Below are 17,637 nucleotides of genomic sequence, written 5' to 3' on the forward strand. Positions count from 1 at the left end.
GTAACCCGCGGCACCCTCAGACCCCACCCTGGAGACGACGCAGGGCGGCCTCGGACTCCCGGTCGTCGGGCAGGTAGGCGAGGAAGTGGTGACCGGGCTCGTCGACCGCGGCCAGCTTGACGTACCGCAGCCGCAGGTCACCTGCCACCGGGTGCCGGAAATGACGTACGGAGGGCTGGAACCCGGCCGTCTCCCGCCGCTCGTACCAGCGGGCCGCATCCTGGTCGGACAGCAACTCGTCGACGAGTTCGGCGAATCGGGGGTCCTGCGGTCGGCGCGCGGCGCGGGACCGGAACTGGCCGAGCAGGGCACGGGCCTCCCGTTCCCAGTCGGCCAGCAGGGCGCGCGCCGGCGGCCAGCGGAACACCAGCCACAGCAGATTGCGCTGCTTCGGGTGCAGCCGTGCCGGATCGGTGAGCAGCGCGGCGTACCCGGTGTTCCACGCCAGCAGGTCCCAGTGCGGATCGAGCACCACCGCCGGGTGCGGCGTCATGGTCTGCACCAGGGTGAGCAGGTTGGGCGACACCCAGGTGGGAGTCTCGCCTGGAGGTCCGCTCTCCTCGACGAACGACAGCACGTGGGCGGTCTCCGCGGCGTCCAGGCGCAGCGCCCGTGCTACAGCCCGCAGCACCTGCTCGGACGTGCGCACCCGCCCCTGCTCCAGCCAGGTGTACCAGGACAGGCTGATACCGGAGAGGCTCGCCACCTCGGCGCGCCGCAGCCCGGGCGTCCTGCGGCCGGGTGCCTGAGGCAGACCTGCGTCCGCGGGCGCCAGCCGCTCGCGACGGGAGCGCAGGAAGGCTCCCAGTTCACGGTGCGGTGAGCCGGCCGGGGGAGAGCCCGCGCCGCTCACCGGATCCGGCACCGCACGCCGTCACACGCGGCCGAAGAAGAGCCGCCGTCGGCGGCGGGTGATGTGCACGTGCCCACGTGTGTCGGTTTCCCCCGTCATCGTGACTGTCCTCCGGCCGGCGCGCGTCCCCGGACCCGGGCGCCTCTCCATGCTGCCGTCGCCCGGAACCGGGGACGGCCCGGCAGGCTGTCAGCGATGGTAATAGTCTGCGGCCCCCGCCCCCACCGGCCCGGTGCTGAGCTGGTGTCGGACCACGTCCTCACACGCGGTCGACCCCACTTCGTCCTCTCTCCCCGTCCCCGTCGGACGGCTCGGAAAGGAGCACCCGGCCCGTGACCACCAGCACTGCGTCGGCACCGGTGGCAACACTGCCCGCGTCCGCCCTGCGGCTGTTGCAGACCGCCGGATTCGTCAGCAACTTCGACCGTTTCTGCATCGCGCCCATGCTCGTCCTCATCGGCCGGCGTCTCGGAGCACCGCTGCCCACCGTGATGCTCGCCGCCGGCGGCTACTTCCTCGCCTACGGTCTGATGCAGCCCGTGTGGGGCCTGGCCGGGGACCGGCTGGGCCGGGTGCGGGTGATGCGGCTGTCACTCACCGGGGCAGCGCTCGCCGCCCTCTGTTCGGCACTCGCCCCCAACGCTCCCGCACTGATCGGCGCACGTGCGGTGGCCGGTGGGTTCTTCGCCGCCTCCATCGGCGCGTCCCTGACGTACGTCGGCGACACCGTGCCCGCGGCGGTGCGGCAGCGCCCGCTCAGCGAACTGATGACCGCCTTCGCGCTGGGCACCGCCGTGGCCACCGTGTCGGCCGGGGGGCTGGCGCAGTACGTGAGCTGGCGGCTGGTGTTCGCTCTTCCCGCCCTGCCCGCCGCCTTCCTCGTGGCAGCTCTCCGCCGGTTGCCGGAGCCCGAACGTGGCCCCGTCGGCTCCCTGTTGGCCCCTTTCCGTGTCGTCCTGAGCTCACGGTGGCAGTGGTACGTCATGGCGGTGGCCCTGTTGGAGGGCGCGGTGCTGCTCGGCTTCCTGACCTACCTGGCGCCGGCCCTCGAGGCGCACGGAGTGCCCACCGCCCTGGCCGGTACGGTCGCGGCCCTCTACGGGGCCGGGTCCATGGCGGCGGCGCAGGTGGTCGGGCGCCTCGTCGGGCGATGGTCCCCGGTGCGCCTGATCGTGGCCGGAGGTGTCCAGGTGGCCGTCGCGTACCTGCTCGCCGGGTACAGCCAGTCCATCGCGGCACTCGCCGTGGTCGCACTGCTCCTCGGCGGCGGCTGGTCGTTCATGCACTCCACGATCCAGTCCTGGGCAACTACCCTGTCGCCGAGGGCCCGGGCGACCGGCGTGGCCATGTTCGGCGTCGCGCTCTACACGGGCAGTGCCCTCGCCGGCAGCCTCGCCGCCTCCACCGCCCAGGCGCACGCCTACCGGCCGCTGTTCTGGCTCGCTGCGCTGCTGACGGTGCCGCTCACCGTGGCCGCCGCGGCCGGACGGGCACGCTACCGGTGAGCGGCCGGCGGCCCGTGCATGGCCGCCGGTGGCAGCGCACCGGTCGGCCGACTTCCGTCCGGCCCGGCATCGCGAGGGTTGGGGGTTCCCGAGCTTCCTGCCGGTTCCGGGAACGTCACCGCCCCTCAGCGGTGAACGGGCTGCCGGGGTGTGCGTCGGCCCGGTCGTCCACGAGGCCGATGCGATGCGCCCGTAGCCACGGCACGAGCTGAACCACACCGAACGCCACCTCGACGGCGAAGAAGAGCCACAGCAGCCGCGTGACGCCGCCGGCCAGTGCGTACGCCTGCCACGAGGCGAACAGTGTGCGCGCGACACCGTCCAGGAGCCCGTGCAGCGGCAAGGGCCCGGCGATCCGGAGCAGCGCCCAGACGACCACGACCGACCCCATCAGGTTCGCGTACAGGGTCTGCATCGGGTCGAGGGCCGGCAGGGCGCCCAGCCCGAGCGCGTCACCGAGCGACGAGAGCGCGCCGTGCAGCAGTGCATAGGTCCATGGTGTCGCAAATCCCGCCGTGACGACGAGGTCGTACCAGGCACTGGCGCGTACGACGCGCAGATAGGACTCGCGGGAAGGGGAGGAAGGGCGGATCACGACGAGGCTCCTGTCGGTCTCTCGGCAGCGACGCCTCACCGTAAACAGTGGAGTACGCTCCAAGGTCAAGCCCATAGTCCGGGGGAGGGCCATGCGCATCGGGGAGCTGGCCGCGCAAGCGGGTACGAGCAGGGACACCATTCGCTTCTACGAGAAGATCGGCCTCGTCACGGGGCGACGGCTGGCGAACGGCTACCGGGACTTTCCGCCCGAGACCGTGACCTGGCTGCACTACATCCGCACCGCGCAGACGCTCGGCTTCTCGCTCGCCGAGATCGCCCGGCATGGCGAGGACCTGCGCAAGGCGCCCGACACGGCAGACGCGTTGTCCGCGTTGTTCCAGGACAAGATCCAGGTCATCGACTCCCGCATCGCCGAACTCGCCGCTCTGCGGGCGGACCTGGACGCACGCGTCGGCACCGGATGCCCGTTGCGGGCGGCCGGCCGGGCCGGCTGAGCCCTCGGGCCCGTTCCGACCGGCTGACCGGACGGACTCCCGCGCGCCGCGTCGAACCTTCGGTGAGGATCGCGGCCATCGGCCCGTAGCGGGCGGACATCACGATCCGCACGGCGACCATCGCCGTCCGGATCAGCGCGGTGCTGCCGGTGCCCAGCACCAGGAACTGCGGTGTCGAGAGCACCACCACGCCCGCCGGCCCGGCGATGACGACGGTGTGCCCACCGATGCGGTCGCCGGGCAGGGAGAGCCCGGGGGCGACGGCCAACTCCGCGACGGCAGCCAGGGGGAGTCCGTTGCGCAGCATGGACTGGGACGGCCGGTGATCCAGAATCGGAGCATGGACCTCCCCGAATTCCTCGAAGCCCACTCCCTGTTGGTGCCCGAGCGGATCGCCACCGCGAACGAGATCACCGTGAGCGACGTCTGGGACCACCTCGCCGTGGACGAGTGGGACGTGGCCCTGGGGGTGCTGGAGGAACGGCGCGGCGACCGACCGCTTCCGCCCGGCTTCTGGGACACGCTGGCCACTGCCGCCGGTCAACTGGGGCTGGAGAGGAGCGCGGCGTGGTGCCGTTGGCGCGCGTGCGAGGCCCGCAACGGCATCATCCGCGCCGACCTCACCCTCCGGCCGGTGGGCGAAGCCCGGCGGCGCACGCCGGTCCCGGGCGCCGGCGTTCTGCGCCCGATGTGGAACATCGGGCACCCTGCCCCGAACGGCGAACCGCGCCTCGCCATCGCCCGGCTCTGGGTGGAGTACGTACCCGTCCTGCCGCCCGGCGGACGGGCCACGGTGCGGCTGGACCCTCTCGACCGCTCGGGCTGGCAGCATCTTCGGCCGGGTCAGGTGATCACCATGCACGAGGACCGGACCGTGGCCGGTTCGGCCGTTGTCCTGGAGGTACGGGGTCCGGCCACCACCGGCCCCGGCTGATCGTCGGATCGTCCACGGCGTCGACCGCTTCGGCCTCCCCTTCACCGCCGGTATGCGGCCCGGCGCCCAACTGGTTTGCGGGGCCGAGCACTCAACTCTGGGGAGTCGGATGCCATTCGCGGGTCATGTCCCCTCATCCCGGCCGGCCGTGGGGGCCTGCCTCGAGGGTTGCGCGAAGGGCGGCCAGGGTTGACGCGATGCGGGCCAGGTCGTCAGGGGGGACCGCCGCGGTGAGTGAGATGAGCTCGCTTTCGACAATGGGGCGGGAAGCGGACAGCTGCTTCTCACCCGCGGATGTGAGGCGGAGGACGGACGAGCGGCGGTCCTGGGGGTGTGCGACCCGCAGGCACCAGCCCGCAGCCACCAGCCGGTCGACCGCCTTGCTGACGGCCCCCACGGTGATCGCCAGTTCGCCGGCGATGTCGAGCACGCGGCACCCCGGCACGCGGTCGATGATCTCCAGAAGCTCGAACTGTCCCAGCCCCAGCCCTTGTTCGTCGCGCAACCGCGCGCTCACCGCGTTGTAGAGCCGGGTCTCGACGCGGACCAGATCGGTGAAGATCGGAGTGATGTGGCTCATATTGGCCTTCCAGTAGATTCCCGGGAATCATCTTCCTCGGAATCCGGTTGGAGTCAGGCAGGTGGATTCCCAGGAATCCATCCTCGCACCCCGACCCATGGAGGCCCCACATGTCCCGACAGCAACGCGACGCACTGGACGCCATACTCCGCTCCGCCCCCCGTAGCGAGACGCGGCCCACTCCCGAGGAGCAGCGCAGCGGTTTCGCCTCGGCCATCACCCGCCCCGCACCGGAGGACGTGGTCACCCGCAGGACCGTCCTGGGCGGGCGGCCCACCCTGGAGCTGGAGCCGGCCGAAGCCTCCGGCCGCGGCCGACTGCTCTACCTGCACGGCGGCGGCTACGTCATCGGCTCACCGGACACCCACGCAGGGCTGGTCGGTGAACTGGCCCGCCGCGCTGGGCTGCGCGCGACGTCGGTGGACTACCGGCTGGCGCCCGAGCACCCCTTCCCCGCGGCCGTCGACGACGGGCTCGCGGCCTACCGCGAGCTGCTGGCGTCGGGCACCGACCCACAAGACCTCGTCATGGCCGGTGACTCCGCCGGTGGCGGATTGAGCATCGCCACACTGCTCGCCGCCCGGGAGGCCGGGCTGCCGCAACCAGCCGCCGTGGTCGTCTTCTCCCCCTGGGCCGACCTCACTCTCGCTGGCGGAAGCATCCGTTCCAAGGAGAGCGCCGACCCCATTTTCACAGAGGCCGACGTGCGCGCCTACGCCGATCTCTACGTCGGTGCAGGCGACAGGGCGCATCCCCTGGCCAGTCCGGTGTTCGCCGACCTCTCCGGACTGCCGCCACTCCTCGTGCAGGTCGGGGCCAACGAGGTGCTCCTCGACGACGCGGTCCGGCTGGCCGGCCGCGCGGGCGCCGACGGTGTCGAGGTCACGCTCGAAGTCGGCCCCGGCCTCCCCCACGTCTTCCAGCACCACTACGGCCGCCTCGACGAGGCGGACGCCGCACTCGACCGCGCCGCCCGCTTCCTCACCGCCCACCTGAGCGCCGGGCGCCCGGGCGCCGACCATCTCGAAACGGTCCACTGACACCGGCCCCGGCGGCCTCCACGTGATGTCGGCGACGGCCGCAGGAACACCATCGCCGACATCACGGCGGACTCTGCGTCCGGCACGGTGACGAAGTAACACGGTCACGGCCCACACCACTCGGTCACTCGGCCGGTAGAGACGAGTCGCATGAGTACCGCTCCCTGCCGAATCCGCTGATCTCCAGGTGCATCGCCCGGAGCTCGCGTACCGCAGCCGGAAGATCGCAGTCCTCGGGATCGGCGAGGGCGTCCTCCCAGTGGAAATACACCTGGTCCGACCGGGTCCAGGCCAGAAGGTCGACGATCCTCGAGAACGCTGACGGGGCGAACGGTGGCACCAGATCCTCGTCATCGCCCTCGAGGTATGCCGTGGTACGCAGCTTCCGCCCCGCCAGCAGCTGTAGCCAGGCCGCGGCCGCGTAGGCCGACTGGGAGACGATGTGCCGCTCCGGGTCCTGGTCCTCGGAATAGCACAAACCCACCTCGGTCAACTGCTCATGAATCGCGTCCATGTCGACCGGCTCTCCCGCGGCAGCCTTGCGCAGCTCACGCACCGCGTCCGGGGTCGAGAGGACGGGGCTGTCGCTCAGCTCCTCGTCCTCTCGCTCGATGCGGTCGAGCAAGGGTGCCATCAGACCGTACAGGCACGCCAACCGCGCCCGAGGGGCCAGCTGTTCGGTGAACTCGTCGATGATTCCTAGCAGTTCGTCGTACGGCGTATCCGTCATGCACGCATGGGTAGCACGCGGCACTGACACCCGGCGCATGGCCTGGCTCGGCGCCCTGCAGCAACAACGATCCCAGCCGTGCCAACTGCTCGCTCGTCAAATCACCACGCCCGACACAGCGTGATCATTCACGGCGGAGATCGACTTTCGCAACAGGCCCTAGGCGCCGGAGGCGTCGAAGTGAATCAGCGGCTTGATGATTCCCCCCTCCTTCGTCTCCATCATCCGGAACGCCCGTCCGATCTCGTCGAAGCCGAACTCGTGGGTGGTCATCGGCGTCGAATCGACCTTTCCCGTCTCCATCAACCGGAAGATCCGCCGAAGCCATCCGCGGCCTCCGCGGTTGAAGCCGCCGTAGACCTGCTTGTCGGCCATGCCGTAGCCGAACGGCTCCAGGGGGATCTTCAGCGGCTCGGGCACCTCCCCGTGGTACCCGACGTTGGAAATGCGGCCTCCCGGCTTCGTGACCCGGAAGGACGCCTCCCAGGTCCGGGGCGTGCCGAGCGCCTCGATGGCCGCGTCGACCCCCTCGCCGTCCGTGAGCTCCAGGATCCGTTCGACCGGATCGCACCGTGTGTAGTCGACGATGACATCGGCGCCGAAGCGGCGGGCGAGTTCCTGACGGGCGGGCACCGACTCCACGGCGATGATGAGGCCCGCGCCGCGCAGCCGGCAGCCGATCGTCGCCGACAGTCCCACCGCGCCCTGGGCGAAGATCGCGACGGTCTCGCCCAGCCCGAGTTCCGCGTGCTCGGCGGCGACGAAGCCGGTGGAGAGCATGTCGGTCGCGTAGACCGCCTTGTGGTCGGACAGGCCGTCGGGAATCGGCGCCAGGTTGGCCTGGGCGTTGTTGACGAGGAAGTACTGGGCCAGGGTCCCGTCCCGCCGATTGGTGAACTGGGCGCCTCCCAGCATCTTCCCTCGGCATTGCGAGGAGAATCCGCGCTGGCAGGAATCGCACTGGAAGCAGGGCGTGATCCCGGCCACCGCGACGCGCTGGCCCTCGGCCAGTCCCTCGACGGCCGAACCGAGCGCATGGACGACACCGACCGCCTCGTGCCCCAGTGCCACATCCGGAGCCACCGGAATCACACCCCTCATGACGTGCACATCGGTCGTGCACACCAAGGCCGCGGTGGTGCGCACGACCACGTCGTTGGGGCCGGGTTCGGGGATCGGCTTGTCGATGACGCCGACTTCACCGACCTTCCGGAGAACAAAGGCTCTCACGTGACCACCTGCCGTTCGATGCGAGGAATGCGAAAGGAGCGTCAGTGGGCCCGGGCCCGTTCGGTGACCCCGGCGCGGTCCGTGTCGTGCTCGCGGATCCGTCGGTGACGGCGGAGCCGGCAGCTGCCGGACCCGCCGGGCGGCAGCGAGGGCGGTCGGCGCGCCCGTGACGCTTCCGCCGGTTCAGAGGGCCCACCCGGTCGACACGGCCCGCCGGGCACGCCGACGAGGAGCCCAGGGGCACCGGAGTACCCGGCGACGGAGTCGGGTGGGTGGCGCATGCCATCGCCCTTCCCGCAGCAGGGGCCGGGCGACGGCGGGCACGTCATCTTCCGCCCGTTCGGCCGACACCGGGCGCCGGCAAGGCGGCAGCCGCCTCGGGTCCTCTCGGGCGGCCCGGCGGAGTCCTGCGGAGGTCCCGGCGGTGCCCCGGCGAGAGGCGGCGGCTTTCAGTCGTAGAAGAACAGCTCAAGATCCTCGATGGACCCCGGACCGGTGAGGAAGCCCTCGGCCCCGGCGATCTCGTGACCGGGCGGTGGCCCGCCCCCTCGGAGCAACTGCCGCATCCACAGCTCGCCCTGCTCGCCCACCGCGTAGATGCCGGACAGCAGCTCGGCCATGCCCGCCGGGCGCGTCGGGCTGCGTCCGACGACGGGCCGGAGTTCCCACCCGCCTGCCCGGGCGGCCAGCCGGAGTACTCCGGCCCAGTTGGCGATCCGCCCGATGCGCACGTGCCACGAGTCCTCCGTGAACGGGGCCGTCCGGCCGCCGTGCAGGGCGTTGGTGGCGGCACGCATGTCCGCCATCACCTGCCGTTCCACGGCATCACGGACCCAGCGGCCTTCCTGTGCCTCCTCGACGGCGGCCGACCACCACTCGCCTGCGTCGCGAAGCCGGTCGGCGAACGAATCCATGCGGACAGACTTCCATACGCGTCACCGCCGCCCTCGAGAGGCGGCCCGCAGCACCCCGTGGCCCAACAGAGCGGGTCGCCTGGCGCGTCCGGGTGGCCGTAGGTTCCTCCACGGCAAACGGCACACGGCACACGGCCGGGGTCAGAGCGCGGCCAGTACTTCGCGGGCCGCTCTCTCGCCGGAGCGCACGGCCCCCTCCATCAGGCCGTGCATGTGCGTCGCCGACTCGGTGCTCGCCCAGTGGATGCGCCCCACCGGCTCGCGCAGCGCGCTGCCGTAGGCGGTCAGCGCGCCGGGCGGGAAGTGCCCGATCATCCCGCCCAGGGACCACGGTTCGGCGGACCAGTCGGTCTCCAGGTAGGCGGTGGCGCGGAGCGCCTGGGGTCCGAACCGCTCGGCGAGCGCGTCCAGCCAGATGTCCTGCCGTTCCTGGGGGTCCAGTCGTCCCAGTCGTACGGCCCCGGTCCCGAAGGCATAGCTGCTGAGCACTCCTGGCTGCCCGGAGCGCGGTGTCTGGTCGATGGTGATGGGGACCGGCGACTGGGGGGCGAGTGTCTGTCCCGACAGTTGCTGCCGTCGCCAAAACGGCTCGGGGTACTGGGTGTGCACGCGGATGATCGCCCCGGGCACCACGCGCTGGAGCAGATGGCTGTGCGTCGCGGGCAGCGGTGGGTCGAAGCCGATCCGGCCTGCCAGTACGGGTGGGGCGGCCACGATCACCCGCCGTGCCCGTACGGCCAGCGCGTCGGACAGGACCAGCACACCGGTGCTGTCGTGGGCGATCCGCCGGACGGGGCAGGACAGATGCACCGCGTCGCCCAGGTGCTCGGCCATCCGGCGGGCCAGTTCGGGTGCGCCGCCGTCGACGAGGTGGGATTCCGTCTTCCGGGTGCTGGTGTAGTAGCCGAAACCGCCGCCGCCTCGGGCCAGGACCAGCGCGCCGAGCAGCGAGACCTCCGCCGGGTCGGCACAGAACAGCAGGTTCATCGTGGAGTGCAGGAGGGTGCGGGCGGTGGACGAGGGCACGTTGAGCGGATGGGACAACCACTGCCCGAGTGTCTGGGCATCCCACGCCCGGGCGGTGCGGGCCCGCCAGGGGGCATCCACCGGAAGCCGCCGCGCCATCAGGTTCAGGCGCCCGAACGACAGTCCCAGGGCGGCGAGCGCCGCCGGGCCGGTCTTGGGGACGTTCCCCCGGTAGCGGTTGTTCCGACCGTCCAGCCGTACGAGGTGATCGCCCCCGTCGTACTGGCGGTACACCCGAAGCCCCAGTTCCCGGCAGAGCTGGAACATCCGTTTCTGGCCCTTGCCCAGCCAGGTGCCGCCCGTGGAGACCACCGTGCCGTCGGGCAGCTCCCGGTTCCACACGCGCCCGCCCACCCGGTTCCTGGCTTCGAGCACCACCACCTCACGCCCCGTGCCGGCGAGGTGCCGTGCGGCTGCCAGACCCGCGAAACCGGCCCCCACGACGCACACGTCCGCGCTCACCCGTTCCATGGCCCACCTCCACGGTGCAGCCTCACAGGCCCGGCCCCGTCCCGCCCGGCGGGTGACCTGCCCAGGTGCCATCCCGAACCATCCGGGTGAACCGCTCGTCCGCGTTGCTTGCTTGTCTGTCTGTCTGTCGGCGGTTGCGTGCGGCGTCGCTGCGATCGAAACCCGGATCGCGGGCTTTCCGTCAGCCGCCTCAGCGGCGCAGAGCCTCGAACGCGTGGCGCGCGTCGGCGCCGATCGCGAGGTCGATGTCCGGTGCCAGACCGGCCCGGCGGTCGGAGCGGGTCAGTGCGGCCATGGCAATCCGGTCGCCCGATTCGGCCTCCACCACGCCGATCTCGTGCCGCAGATGGAGGAAGGTCCCCGTCTTGCCGCTGACCCGGATCGAGTCCACGCGCAGATCGCTCGACAGCCGCTGGGTGAACACTTGAAGGCCCATGAGCCTGCGGAGTTCGGCGGTCGCGCCGGGATGGGCGATCTCGTCCCGCCACACCCGCTCCAGCAGCCCGACGAGCGCGGTGGCCGTGCCGAGGTTGGCGTGGGCGGGATCCAGCGTCTCGATGGTGTGCCGCCCCGAGTGGTCCTCTCGGACGGCCATCTCCTGGGCCAGCGAGAAGTCACTGCCCGCGGCGCCCACGGCGCATTCGTACATGCGGTTCATGCGATGCCGCACCCGTATGCCGGAACATCCCCACGCGCGCAGCCGGGCGTCGACGTCCTCCACCGGGACCAGGTCGAACAGGGCGTCGGCGCCGGCGTTGTCGCTCACCGTGAGCATCAGCAGAAGCAGGTCTCCGACGGCCACGATGGCCGGGTGCCGGAATGCCGCAAGGCCGGTGTGCCCGACACTGCTGGTGGCCGGATCGACGGTCACAGGTCGTGCCGCGTCGAGATCCCCGGTGGCGATCCGGTCCAGCGCCACGAGCGCGAGGGGGACCTTGACCACGGAGGCGAGCGGTATCGGTTCGTCGGCGTCGAAGCCCAGGTGCTCACCGGTGTCGATATTGCGCGCGAGGAATGATCCGCGCAGACCGAGGGCCGCCCAGTCCGCGGCGATCGCCTGGGCGACGTCGAGTAGGGCGCCGTCGCCGGCTACGTAGGCCGGGCGGAGTGCGGGGCGGGCGCTCATCCGCGTGCCGCCAGGCGTGACAGGGCGTCCGCGCCCACGGCCGCGGAATCCGCGGTGGCCTGCACGGTCGTCGCCTCACCCACCGCGGCCGCCAGGATCGCGGCCAGCCAGTCCGGTACGTTCGCCATGTCCTGCGGATGCCGTGACGCCCCCAGGTCGTACCCCCGGTGCAGCGACGCGTCGGCCAACGGCGCCCAGCCCGCCCCGTGCTGCCGCGCGAACGGCTCGGTGCACAGCAGCGTCACCCGCCCGGCGAGGGTCTCGGCCAGCGCGGTCGCCATCGGCCCGGCCGGACGGACCAGGCCTTCGGGCAGCCCGGCACGGGCGACCGCACGCTCAAGACGTGCCTGTGCGTACGGGATCTGATCCTCCGTCATGGTGAGAAGTGGCAGCGCGGCCCGCCGCTCACCCGTCGTACCGCCGGTCCGTCGCGGCCGCAGGTCCTCCAGGTGGACCGAGCGCGGGCGGAGCCGCGGCGCTGCCTCGGCCGGCGCAGGATGCGCACCGGACTGTGCGTTCGCCGCAGGCGCGGACGCCAGGCCGAGCGGCACGTGAAATGCGGCGTTCTCCGGTAGGACGCGCAGCACCGCATACGCCAGCGATCCGTCCGCCAGACCCGCCACCCGTTCGTCCGGCGGCAGTTCGTGCACGCCGAGCGTGGTGCCCTGTTCGACACCTGCGCGGATGATGCGCGCCAGCGCCGTCGGGCGGCAGTCCGAGGGCACCCCGACCGTACGTACCGCCGACTCCCGGGCCGACCCGGCAACGTGCATCAGCCGCTCCGCCCGGTCCAGCACGTCCTGGGCGAACGGCAGCAGGATCACGCCGAAGTCGGTGGTCGCGACCTGCCGCCGCGAACGGTCGAACAGGAGGGTGCCGAAGTGCGCTTCGAGCGTCTTGATGCGGCGGCTGAGCAGGGGCTGCGCGATCCCGAGCCGTTCGGCGGCACGCGAGAAGCTCGCTTCGTCGACGGCCGCAACATACGCCTCGAGGTGCGCGAGAAGGTCCATCCCTCCATTCATAGCAATAAGTTATGCGGCCTTCAACATTCACTCTTGGACATGGATCGAGTTCTGCTGATTCGCTGTGCCCCGTCGAACGCCCGAGGAATCCACGACCGACCAACGGGAGAACTCTGCACATGACCAGTGCCACCCCCCTGCCGCGGCGCCGTCTGTTCAAGGCCGGCGTTGCCCTCACCACCGCCCTCGCCGTCCCCGCCGTATCCGCTCGGGCGGCATCGGCCACGGGGTACTCCGGACCGCACGGCGCCGGAGCCGAGTTGCGTGAGCTGGAGCGGCGGTACGCCGCGCGCCTCGGCGTCCACGCCCACAACGTCCGTACGCGGCAGACCCTGTCCTACCGGGCGCATGAGCGGTTCGCGATGTGTTCCACGTTCAAGGCGTTCGCAGCCGCGGCGGTCCTCCGCGACCACGGCCACTGCGCGCCGCTGGACAAGGCGATCCACTATCCGCCGGCGGACGTCCTGCCGAACTCTCCGATCACCGGGAAGCACGTCGACACCGGCATGACGGTGGGCGACCTGTGCGCCGCCGCGATCCAGTACAGCGACAACGCCGCCGGGAACCTCCTGCTGCGCCAGATCGACGGTCCGGGCGGTCTCACGCGTTTCTTCCGGTCGCTCGGTGACCCGGTCAGCCGACTCGACCGATGGGAGACCGATCTGAACACCGCCGTCCCCGGCGACCTGCGCGACACCACCACACCGCAGGCCATCGGCCGGAGCTTCGAGCAGGTGACCCTCGGCCGGGCACTGGCCGACGCCGACCGGGAACAGCTCGTCACCTGGCTGAAGGGCAACACCACGAGCGGTGAACGGTTCCGCGCCGGGCTGCCGCACGGCTGGGTCGTCGGGGACAAGACGGGCACCGGGGAATACGCCTCCGCCCATGACATCGGCGTCGCCTGGACGTCCAGGAAGACACCGATCGTGCTGGCCGTGCTGTCGTCCAGGGAGACCCGGGACGCGACGGTGGACAACGGGCTGATCGCCGACGCGGCACGCGTCATCGCGCGCACCCTCGCAGCGGGGGAGTGACGACCCGTACATGCCGGGCGGCGAGGGCTCCCGTGAGTCCCGAGCGCCACGAACGGCCGTCGTCCGCCCGCCGCACACCGTCCCGCTCGCGTCGCGCCGCTGTCGCGGTGGGCCCGCAAGGCTTCAGTCGAGGCTGCCGCGTTCGCAGATCTGGCGGGCGAGCTCCCGGAGCTTGACGTTGTTCTCCTGCGAGTAGCGCCGCAGGACGGCGAAGGCCTGGTCCTCGTTCAGATGATGGCTGCCCATGAGAATCCCCATGGCCTCGCCGATCGTGTGGCGAGTGGCGACGGCCTGCTCCAACTGGGCCTGGGTGCGTGCGCTGGAGAAGGCGACCGCGGCGTGCGAGGCCAGCAGCCAGCCGGCGGTCTCGCTGGCCTCGGTGAAGGCACCGGGACGGCGTGAGTAGAGATTCAACGCGCCGAGGTCCTCGTCCTCGGTGTACAGCAGAAAGCCCATCATGCTGCCCAGCCCCAGCTCGCGGGCCTGCGGCACGTATCGACGCCAACGAGGATGTTCTTCGGAGAAGTCGGCGATCCTGAACACGCGTTCCTCCGAGGAGCTGACGGCGACGTCGAAGCAGGGGCCTTCTCTCAGGCGCTCCTGCAACCGGTCGCTGGCCAGGACCACATTGTCGGTGGGGGCGAGGGTCTCCACCGCCCTGTCGCGCAGGATGAGAATGCCCGCCGCGTCACAGCCCTCGACCAGTTCGAGGGCCGAGCCGGTGATTCTCTCCAGCGTGTCGTGGACTGATTCCTCCGCCAGCAGCTCCCGCGCCATCGATGCCATCTGCTGCGCAAATACGCGCCAGTCCATACCGTCCTCCGTCCCACCCATGGGAGCGCCCACAGGTCCGCACCTGTCGATGCCGTCGGTTCTCCGGACGGCCGATGACCGGGGCACGATCTGCTCATCCATACCCGGGCGCCGCGCGCATCAGCTGCGTACGGCCCCGGTGGACCCGGATGGTGCAGGAGATACGAGGGCCGTTGCCGCCCCTGATCGTCGCCCGCCACGAGGGAGCCGCCGCGGGCAGCGGTGGCGCGCCCCGCCCTCGCGGTCTCCGCGGCCTCCGCGACTCCGTCCGCGGGAATCGCAGCGCGGTGTCCCGGGCTCGTGGGTATCGCGCGCCGGCCAGTTCGGCCCTCCGGTGGACGGCACGCCCCCGGCTCCGGCGACGCGTACCACAGCCTCTCCTGTGACGGAGCGGAAGCGGCTACGTTCGCAGAGTGAAGACTCGTCCCGGTCGTCCCTATCCCCTCGGTGCCACGTACGACGGCACCGGCACCAACTTCGCACTGTTCTCGGAGGTGGCCGAGCGCGTGGAACTCGCGCTGATCGACGACGACGGCACGGAGCAGCGCGTCCCGCTCACCGAGGTCGACGGCTTCGTCTGGCACACCTATCTGCCGGGCGTGGAACCCGGTCGGCGCTACGGCTTCCGGGTGGACGGCCCCTTCGAGCCGTCCGAGGGCCACCGCTGCAACCCCGCCAAGATCCTCCTCGACCCCTATGCCAAGGCGGTCGACGGCCAGATCGACGGCCACCCCTCCCTGTTCGGACACCGGCTCGACCGCCCGGAGGAGCCCGACCGCACGGACAACCTCGGCCACACACCGCTGGCCGTGGTCACCAACGCCTTCTTCGACTGGGGGAACGACCGTCCACCCGGCCGGCCCTACCACGAGTCCGTCGTCTACGAAGCCCACGTCAAGGGTCTGACGGCCGCTCACCCCGCGCTGCCCGAAGCCGTCCGGGGCACCTATGCAGGTCTCGGGCACCCGGCGGTCGTCGAGCACCTGACGTCGTTGGGGGTGACGGCCATCGAGCTGATGCCGGTCCACCAGTTCGTCCAGGACGGGCACTTGCGTGAGCGCGGCCTGTCCAACTACTGGGGCTACAACACGATCGGCTTCTTCGCGCCCCACAACGCCTACGCCTCCACCGGCACCCGGGGCCAGCAGGTCACCGAGTTCAAGAGCATGGTCAAGGCCCTGCACGAGGCGGGCATCGAAGTGATCCTCGACGTCGTCTACAACCACACCGCGGAAGGCAACGAACAGGGCCCGACACTGTCCTTCAGGGGCATCGACAACGCCGCCTACTACCGTCTCGTGGACGGCGACCGCGCCCACTACTACGACACCACGGGTACCGGGAACAGCCTGCTGATGCGGCACCCCAACGTGCTCCAGCTCATCATGGACTCGCTGCGCTACTGGGTGACCGAGATGCACGTCGACGGCTTCCGCTTCGATCTGGCCGCCACCCTGGCGCGGCAGTTCCACGAGGTCGACCGGCTCTCCGCCTTCTTCGACCTGGTCCAGCAGGACCCGGTGGTCAGCCGGGTGAAGCTGATCGCGGAGCCCTGGGACCTGGGAGAGGGCGGCTACCAGGTCGGCAACTTCCCGCCCCTGTGGTCCGAGTGGAACGGCCGCTACCGGGACGCGGTGCGGGACTTCTGGCGCGGTGAGCCGTCGTCCCTCGCCGAGCTCGGCTCCCGGCTGACCGGCTCGTCCGACCTGTACCAGGACGGCCGCCGCCGTCCGCGGGCGAGCGTCAACTTCGTCACCGCACACGACGGATTCACCCTCCGCGACCTGGTCTCGTACAACGACAAGCACAACGAGGCCAACGGCGAGGACGGCAACGACGGCGAGAGCCACAACCGCTCGTGGAACTGCGGCGCCGAAGGTCCCACGGACGACGAGGAGGTGCGGGAGCTGCGTGCACGTCAGCAGCGCAACCTGCTGGCGACCCTGCTGCTCTCCCAGGGGGTGCCGATGCTGGCCCACGGCGACGAGATGGGGCGCAGCCAGGAGGGCAACAACAACGTCTACTGCCAGGACGGCCCTCTGTCCTGGGTCGACTGGGACCCGGACGAGGACCAGCGGCTGATGCTGCAGTTCACACGGCGGCTGGTGCGGCTGCGGGCGGGGCATCCGGTGCTGCGCAGGCGGCGCTTCTTCGGAGGCGAGCCCGACGGGAGCGGTGTCGCGGACCTGCTGTGGCTCCGCCCGGACGGCGAGCAGATGCGGGAGGAGGACTGGCAGCGGCCGGACGCCCGTGCCGTCGGGGTGTTCCTCAACGGTTCCGCCATCACCGAGCCGGACGACCTCGGTGAACGGGTCGTCGACGACACCTTTCTCCTGCTGCTGAACAGCCATCACGAGCCGGTCGCGTTCCGGCTGCCCACGAGGGCGTACGGCGAGAACTGGCTCGTCCGGGTGGACACGGCCGAACCCGCCGGCGACAGCGACGAGACGGAGGTGAAGGCCGGTGCCCGGGTCACCGTCCAGGCGCGGAGCCTGATCGTCCTGATGCGCGCCCCGACGGCGGAGGACGCCTGAGCCCGTGCCCCTACGGGGGCACGGGCCGACCGTGAGGCGCTGTCGTGTGCCACACCACCGGCGTACCGCGAGGGCTGGGAAGCCCGGCGCCCCGCCCTCGGGCCGGTGCCCAATGCCGTGGTCCTGTGCGGTCCGGCGACAACGGCCAGGGCCTGCGCCCGCTGCGCGCCCCGGACGCGCCGCACCAGGACGACGGAGACGAGGAGTGGACGGGGTGCTGCCGCCCCGCCCCGCATCACCGGAACCGTCAGCCGATGCCCTCTCGGACTGAACGCGCCCGCCCGGTGGACTCCAGCACCGCGGTCAGAAAGCGACGCACCGTCTCCAACTCGCCCGCCTCGAAGCCCTCCGCGGCCACCACCACCTCGTCGATCACCGGGCCGAAGAAGGTCCACCCGAGTTCCGTGGCCTTCTCCTCCACCTCCAGCAGCACGCGTCGCCGGTCGGCCGTGTCCCTGCTGCGCCGGACCAGTTCGAGCCGCTCCAGCCGATCCACCAGCGCGGTGGTCCCGGCGGAGTTCAGGCGCAGCTGCTCGCCCAGCCACCCGGGCGTGGCCCTGGTACCGGCCCGTGCCGCATCCAGCAGATGGATCAGCGCGCGCACATCGGTGGGATGCAGCCCATGGTGTGCGGCGAACTCGGCGCCGAGCAGGTCGAACTCCACGGTGACCGCGCGCAGCAGGTGAACCAGCCGCATCGCCGGGCTCTGATCGTCCATGCACGCTCCCTCGGACTCCTGCGTAATATCTCGCTCATCGAGATTATCGCTC

Annotated in this window: 17 protein-coding genes; 6 read left to right on the plus strand and 11 right to left on the minus strand. The window is 71.2% G+C overall.

Going from position 1 to position 17,637, the window contains the following annotated elements; genetic code table 11:
- Window positions 1–16 precede the first annotated feature (16 nt).
- Entirely contained in the window at window positions 17–853 is an 837-nt protein-coding gene (locus ACWCP6_RS24130) for a helix-turn-helix transcriptional regulator (protein ID WP_450934600.1), read from the minus strand.
- 332 nt (window positions 854–1,185) lie between these two features.
- On the opposite strand from ACWCP6_RS24130, the gene ACWCP6_RS24135 reads away from it, so the two are divergent.
- Window positions 1,186–2,358 (plus strand): MFS transporter, encoded by a 1,173-nt coding sequence (locus ACWCP6_RS24135; protein ID WP_450934601.1) that lies wholly within the window; start codon window positions 1,186–1,188, stop codon window positions 2,356–2,358.
- 115 nt (window positions 2,359–2,473) lie between these two features.
- Here the strand turns inward: ACWCP6_RS24135 and ACWCP6_RS24140 are convergent, their stop codons facing one another.
- Window positions 2,474–2,953: a hypothetical protein gene (locus ACWCP6_RS24140; protein WP_450934602.1), complete on the minus strand. Its 480-nt coding sequence runs from the start codon at window positions 2,951–2,953 to the stop codon at window positions 2,474–2,476.
- A gap of 91 nt (window positions 2,954–3,044) precedes the next feature.
- Between ACWCP6_RS24140 and ACWCP6_RS24145 the strand changes: the two genes are divergently transcribed.
- On the plus strand, window positions 3,045–3,410 hold the full coding sequence (locus ACWCP6_RS24145) for a MerR family transcriptional regulator (protein ID WP_450934603.1): 366 nt from the start codon (window positions 3,045–3,047) through the stop codon (window positions 3,408–3,410).
- A gap of 340 nt (window positions 3,411–3,750) precedes the next feature.
- Window positions 3,751–4,344 carry a hypothetical protein gene (locus ACWCP6_RS24150; RefSeq protein ID WP_450934604.1) on the plus strand — a complete coding sequence of 198 codons (594 nt, stop codon included), beginning with the start codon at window positions 3,751–3,753 and terminating at the stop codon, window positions 4,342–4,344.
- A 133-nt stretch (window positions 4,345–4,477) separates the two neighbouring features.
- Here the strand turns inward: ACWCP6_RS24150 and ACWCP6_RS24155 are convergent, their stop codons facing one another.
- Complete coding sequence (locus ACWCP6_RS24155) at window positions 4,478–4,924, minus strand: MarR family winged helix-turn-helix transcriptional regulator (protein ID WP_450934605.1); 447 nt, start codon at window positions 4,922–4,924, stop codon at window positions 4,478–4,480.
- A 110-nt stretch (window positions 4,925–5,034) separates the two neighbouring features.
- Between ACWCP6_RS24155 and ACWCP6_RS24160 the strand changes: the two genes are divergently transcribed.
- The gene (locus ACWCP6_RS24160; protein WP_450934606.1) at window positions 5,035–5,964 is read left to right on the plus strand and encodes an alpha/beta hydrolase; all 930 of its coding nucleotides are present in this window, start codon (window positions 5,035–5,037) and stop codon (window positions 5,962–5,964) included.
- 124 nt (window positions 5,965–6,088) lie between these two features.
- On the opposite strand, the gene ACWCP6_RS24165 is transcribed toward ACWCP6_RS24160, so the two are convergent.
- The 6 genes from ACWCP6_RS24165 to ACWCP6_RS24190 all read right to left on the minus strand — a co-directional run bounded on the left by ACWCP6_RS24165 (window position 6,089) and on the right by ACWCP6_RS24190 (window position 12,471).
- Window positions 6,089–6,694: a hypothetical protein gene (locus ACWCP6_RS24165; protein WP_450934607.1), complete on the minus strand. Its 606-nt coding sequence runs from the start codon at window positions 6,692–6,694 to the stop codon at window positions 6,089–6,091.
- Window positions 6,695–6,853: 159 nt separating this feature from the next.
- Window positions 6,854–7,924, minus strand: coding sequence for a zinc-binding dehydrogenase (locus ACWCP6_RS24170; protein WP_450934608.1), 1,071 nt, complete (start codon window positions 7,922–7,924; stop codon window positions 6,854–6,856).
- Window positions 7,925–8,373: 449 nt separating this feature from the next.
- Window positions 8,374–8,838, minus strand: coding sequence for a hypothetical protein (locus tag ACWCP6_RS24175; RefSeq protein WP_450934609.1), 465 nt, complete (start codon window positions 8,836–8,838; stop codon window positions 8,374–8,376).
- Between the two features lie 141 nt (window positions 8,839–8,979).
- A complete protein-coding gene (locus tag ACWCP6_RS24180) occupies window positions 8,980–10,335 on the minus strand; it encodes a flavin monoamine oxidase family protein (RefSeq protein ID WP_450934610.1) in 1,356 nt (451 codons plus the stop codon).
- A 190-nt stretch (window positions 10,336–10,525) separates the two neighbouring features.
- Complete coding sequence (locus ACWCP6_RS24185; RefSeq protein WP_450934611.1) at window positions 10,526–11,461, minus strand: serine hydrolase; 936 nt, start codon at window positions 11,459–11,461, stop codon at window positions 10,526–10,528.
- Complete coding sequence (locus tag ACWCP6_RS24190) at window positions 11,458–12,471, minus strand: LysR family transcriptional regulator (protein ID WP_450934612.1); 1,014 nt, start codon at window positions 12,469–12,471, stop codon at window positions 11,458–11,460. Before ACWCP6_RS24190 ends, ACWCP6_RS24185 begins: the two co-directional genes overlap by 4 nt.
- A 131-nt stretch (window positions 12,472–12,602) precedes the next feature.
- Between ACWCP6_RS24190 and bla the strand changes: the two genes are divergently transcribed.
- On the plus strand, window positions 12,603–13,520 hold the full coding sequence (gene bla / locus ACWCP6_RS24195) for a class A beta-lactamase (RefSeq protein WP_450934613.1): 918 nt from the start codon (window positions 12,603–12,605) through the stop codon (window positions 13,518–13,520).
- Between the two features lie 123 nt (window positions 13,521–13,643).
- On the opposite strand, the gene ACWCP6_RS24200 is transcribed toward bla, so the two are convergent.
- Window positions 13,644–14,333, minus strand: coding sequence for a GAF and ANTAR domain-containing protein (locus tag ACWCP6_RS24200; RefSeq protein ID WP_450934614.1), 690 nt, complete (start codon window positions 14,331–14,333; stop codon window positions 13,644–13,646).
- Window positions 14,334–14,746: 413 nt separating this feature from the next.
- Here ACWCP6_RS24200 and glgX point away from each other — a divergent pair, with 413 nt between their 5' ends.
- Complete coding sequence (gene glgX, locus ACWCP6_RS24205; RefSeq protein ID WP_450934615.1) at window positions 14,747–16,867, plus strand: glycogen debranching protein GlgX; 2,121 nt, start codon at window positions 14,747–14,749, stop codon at window positions 16,865–16,867.
- Window positions 16,868–17,114: 247 nt separating this feature from the next.
- On the opposite strand, the gene ACWCP6_RS24210 is transcribed toward glgX, so the two are convergent.
- Window positions 17,115–17,585, minus strand: a complete 471-nt coding sequence (locus ACWCP6_RS24210) for a MarR family winged helix-turn-helix transcriptional regulator (protein ID WP_450934616.1) — start codon at window positions 17,583–17,585, stop codon at window positions 17,115–17,117.
- Between the last annotated feature and the right edge of the window lie 52 nt (window positions 17,586–17,637).

Source organism: Streptomyces sp. NPDC002004 (assembly GCF_053593975.1).

What these genes read in the sequence shown, in the direction of transcription:
- ACWCP6_RS24145 (WP_450934603.1), top strand. Translation starts at nt 3,045, where the DNA reads ATGCGCATCGGGGAGCTGGCCGCGCAAGCGGGTACGAGCAGGGACACC.
- ACWCP6_RS24150 (WP_450934604.1), top strand. Translation starts at nt 3,751, where the DNA reads ATGGACCTCCCCGAATTCCTCGAAGCCCACTCCCTGTTGGTGCCCGAG.
- ACWCP6_RS24155 (WP_450934605.1), bottom strand. Translation starts at nt 4,924, where the DNA reads ATGAGCCACATCACTCCGATCTTCACCGATCTGGTCCGCGTCGAGACC.
- ACWCP6_RS24160 (WP_450934606.1), top strand. Translation starts at nt 5,035, where the DNA reads ATGTCCCGACAGCAACGCGACGCACTGGACGCCATACTCCGCTCCGCC.
- ACWCP6_RS24165 (WP_450934607.1), bottom strand. Translation starts at nt 6,694, where the DNA reads ATGACGGATACGCCGTACGACGAACTGCTAGGAATCATCGACGAGTTC.
- ACWCP6_RS24175 (WP_450934609.1), bottom strand. Translation starts at nt 8,838, where the DNA reads ATGGATTCGTTCGCCGACCGGCTTCGCGACGCAGGCGAGTGGTGGTCG.
- ACWCP6_RS24180 (WP_450934610.1), bottom strand. Translation starts at nt 10,335, where the DNA reads ATGGAACGGGTGAGCGCGGACGTGTGCGTCGTGGGGGCCGGTTTCGCG.
- ACWCP6_RS24185 (WP_450934611.1), bottom strand. Translation starts at nt 11,461, where the DNA reads ATGAGCGCCCGCCCCGCACTCCGCCCGGCCTACGTAGCCGGCGACGGC.
- ACWCP6_RS24190 (WP_450934612.1), bottom strand. Translation starts at nt 12,471, where the DNA reads ATGGACCTTCTCGCGCACCTCGAGGCGTATGTTGCGGCCGTCGACGAA.
- bla (WP_450934613.1), top strand. Translation starts at nt 12,603, where the DNA reads ATGACCAGTGCCACCCCCCTGCCGCGGCGCCGTCTGTTCAAGGCCGGC.
- ACWCP6_RS24200 (WP_450934614.1), bottom strand. Translation starts at nt 14,333, where the DNA reads ATGGACTGGCGCGTATTTGCGCAGCAGATGGCATCGATGGCGCGGGAG.
- ACWCP6_RS24210 (WP_450934616.1), bottom strand. Translation starts at nt 17,585, where the DNA reads ATGGACGATCAGAGCCCGGCGATGCGGCTGGTTCACCTGCTGCGCGCG.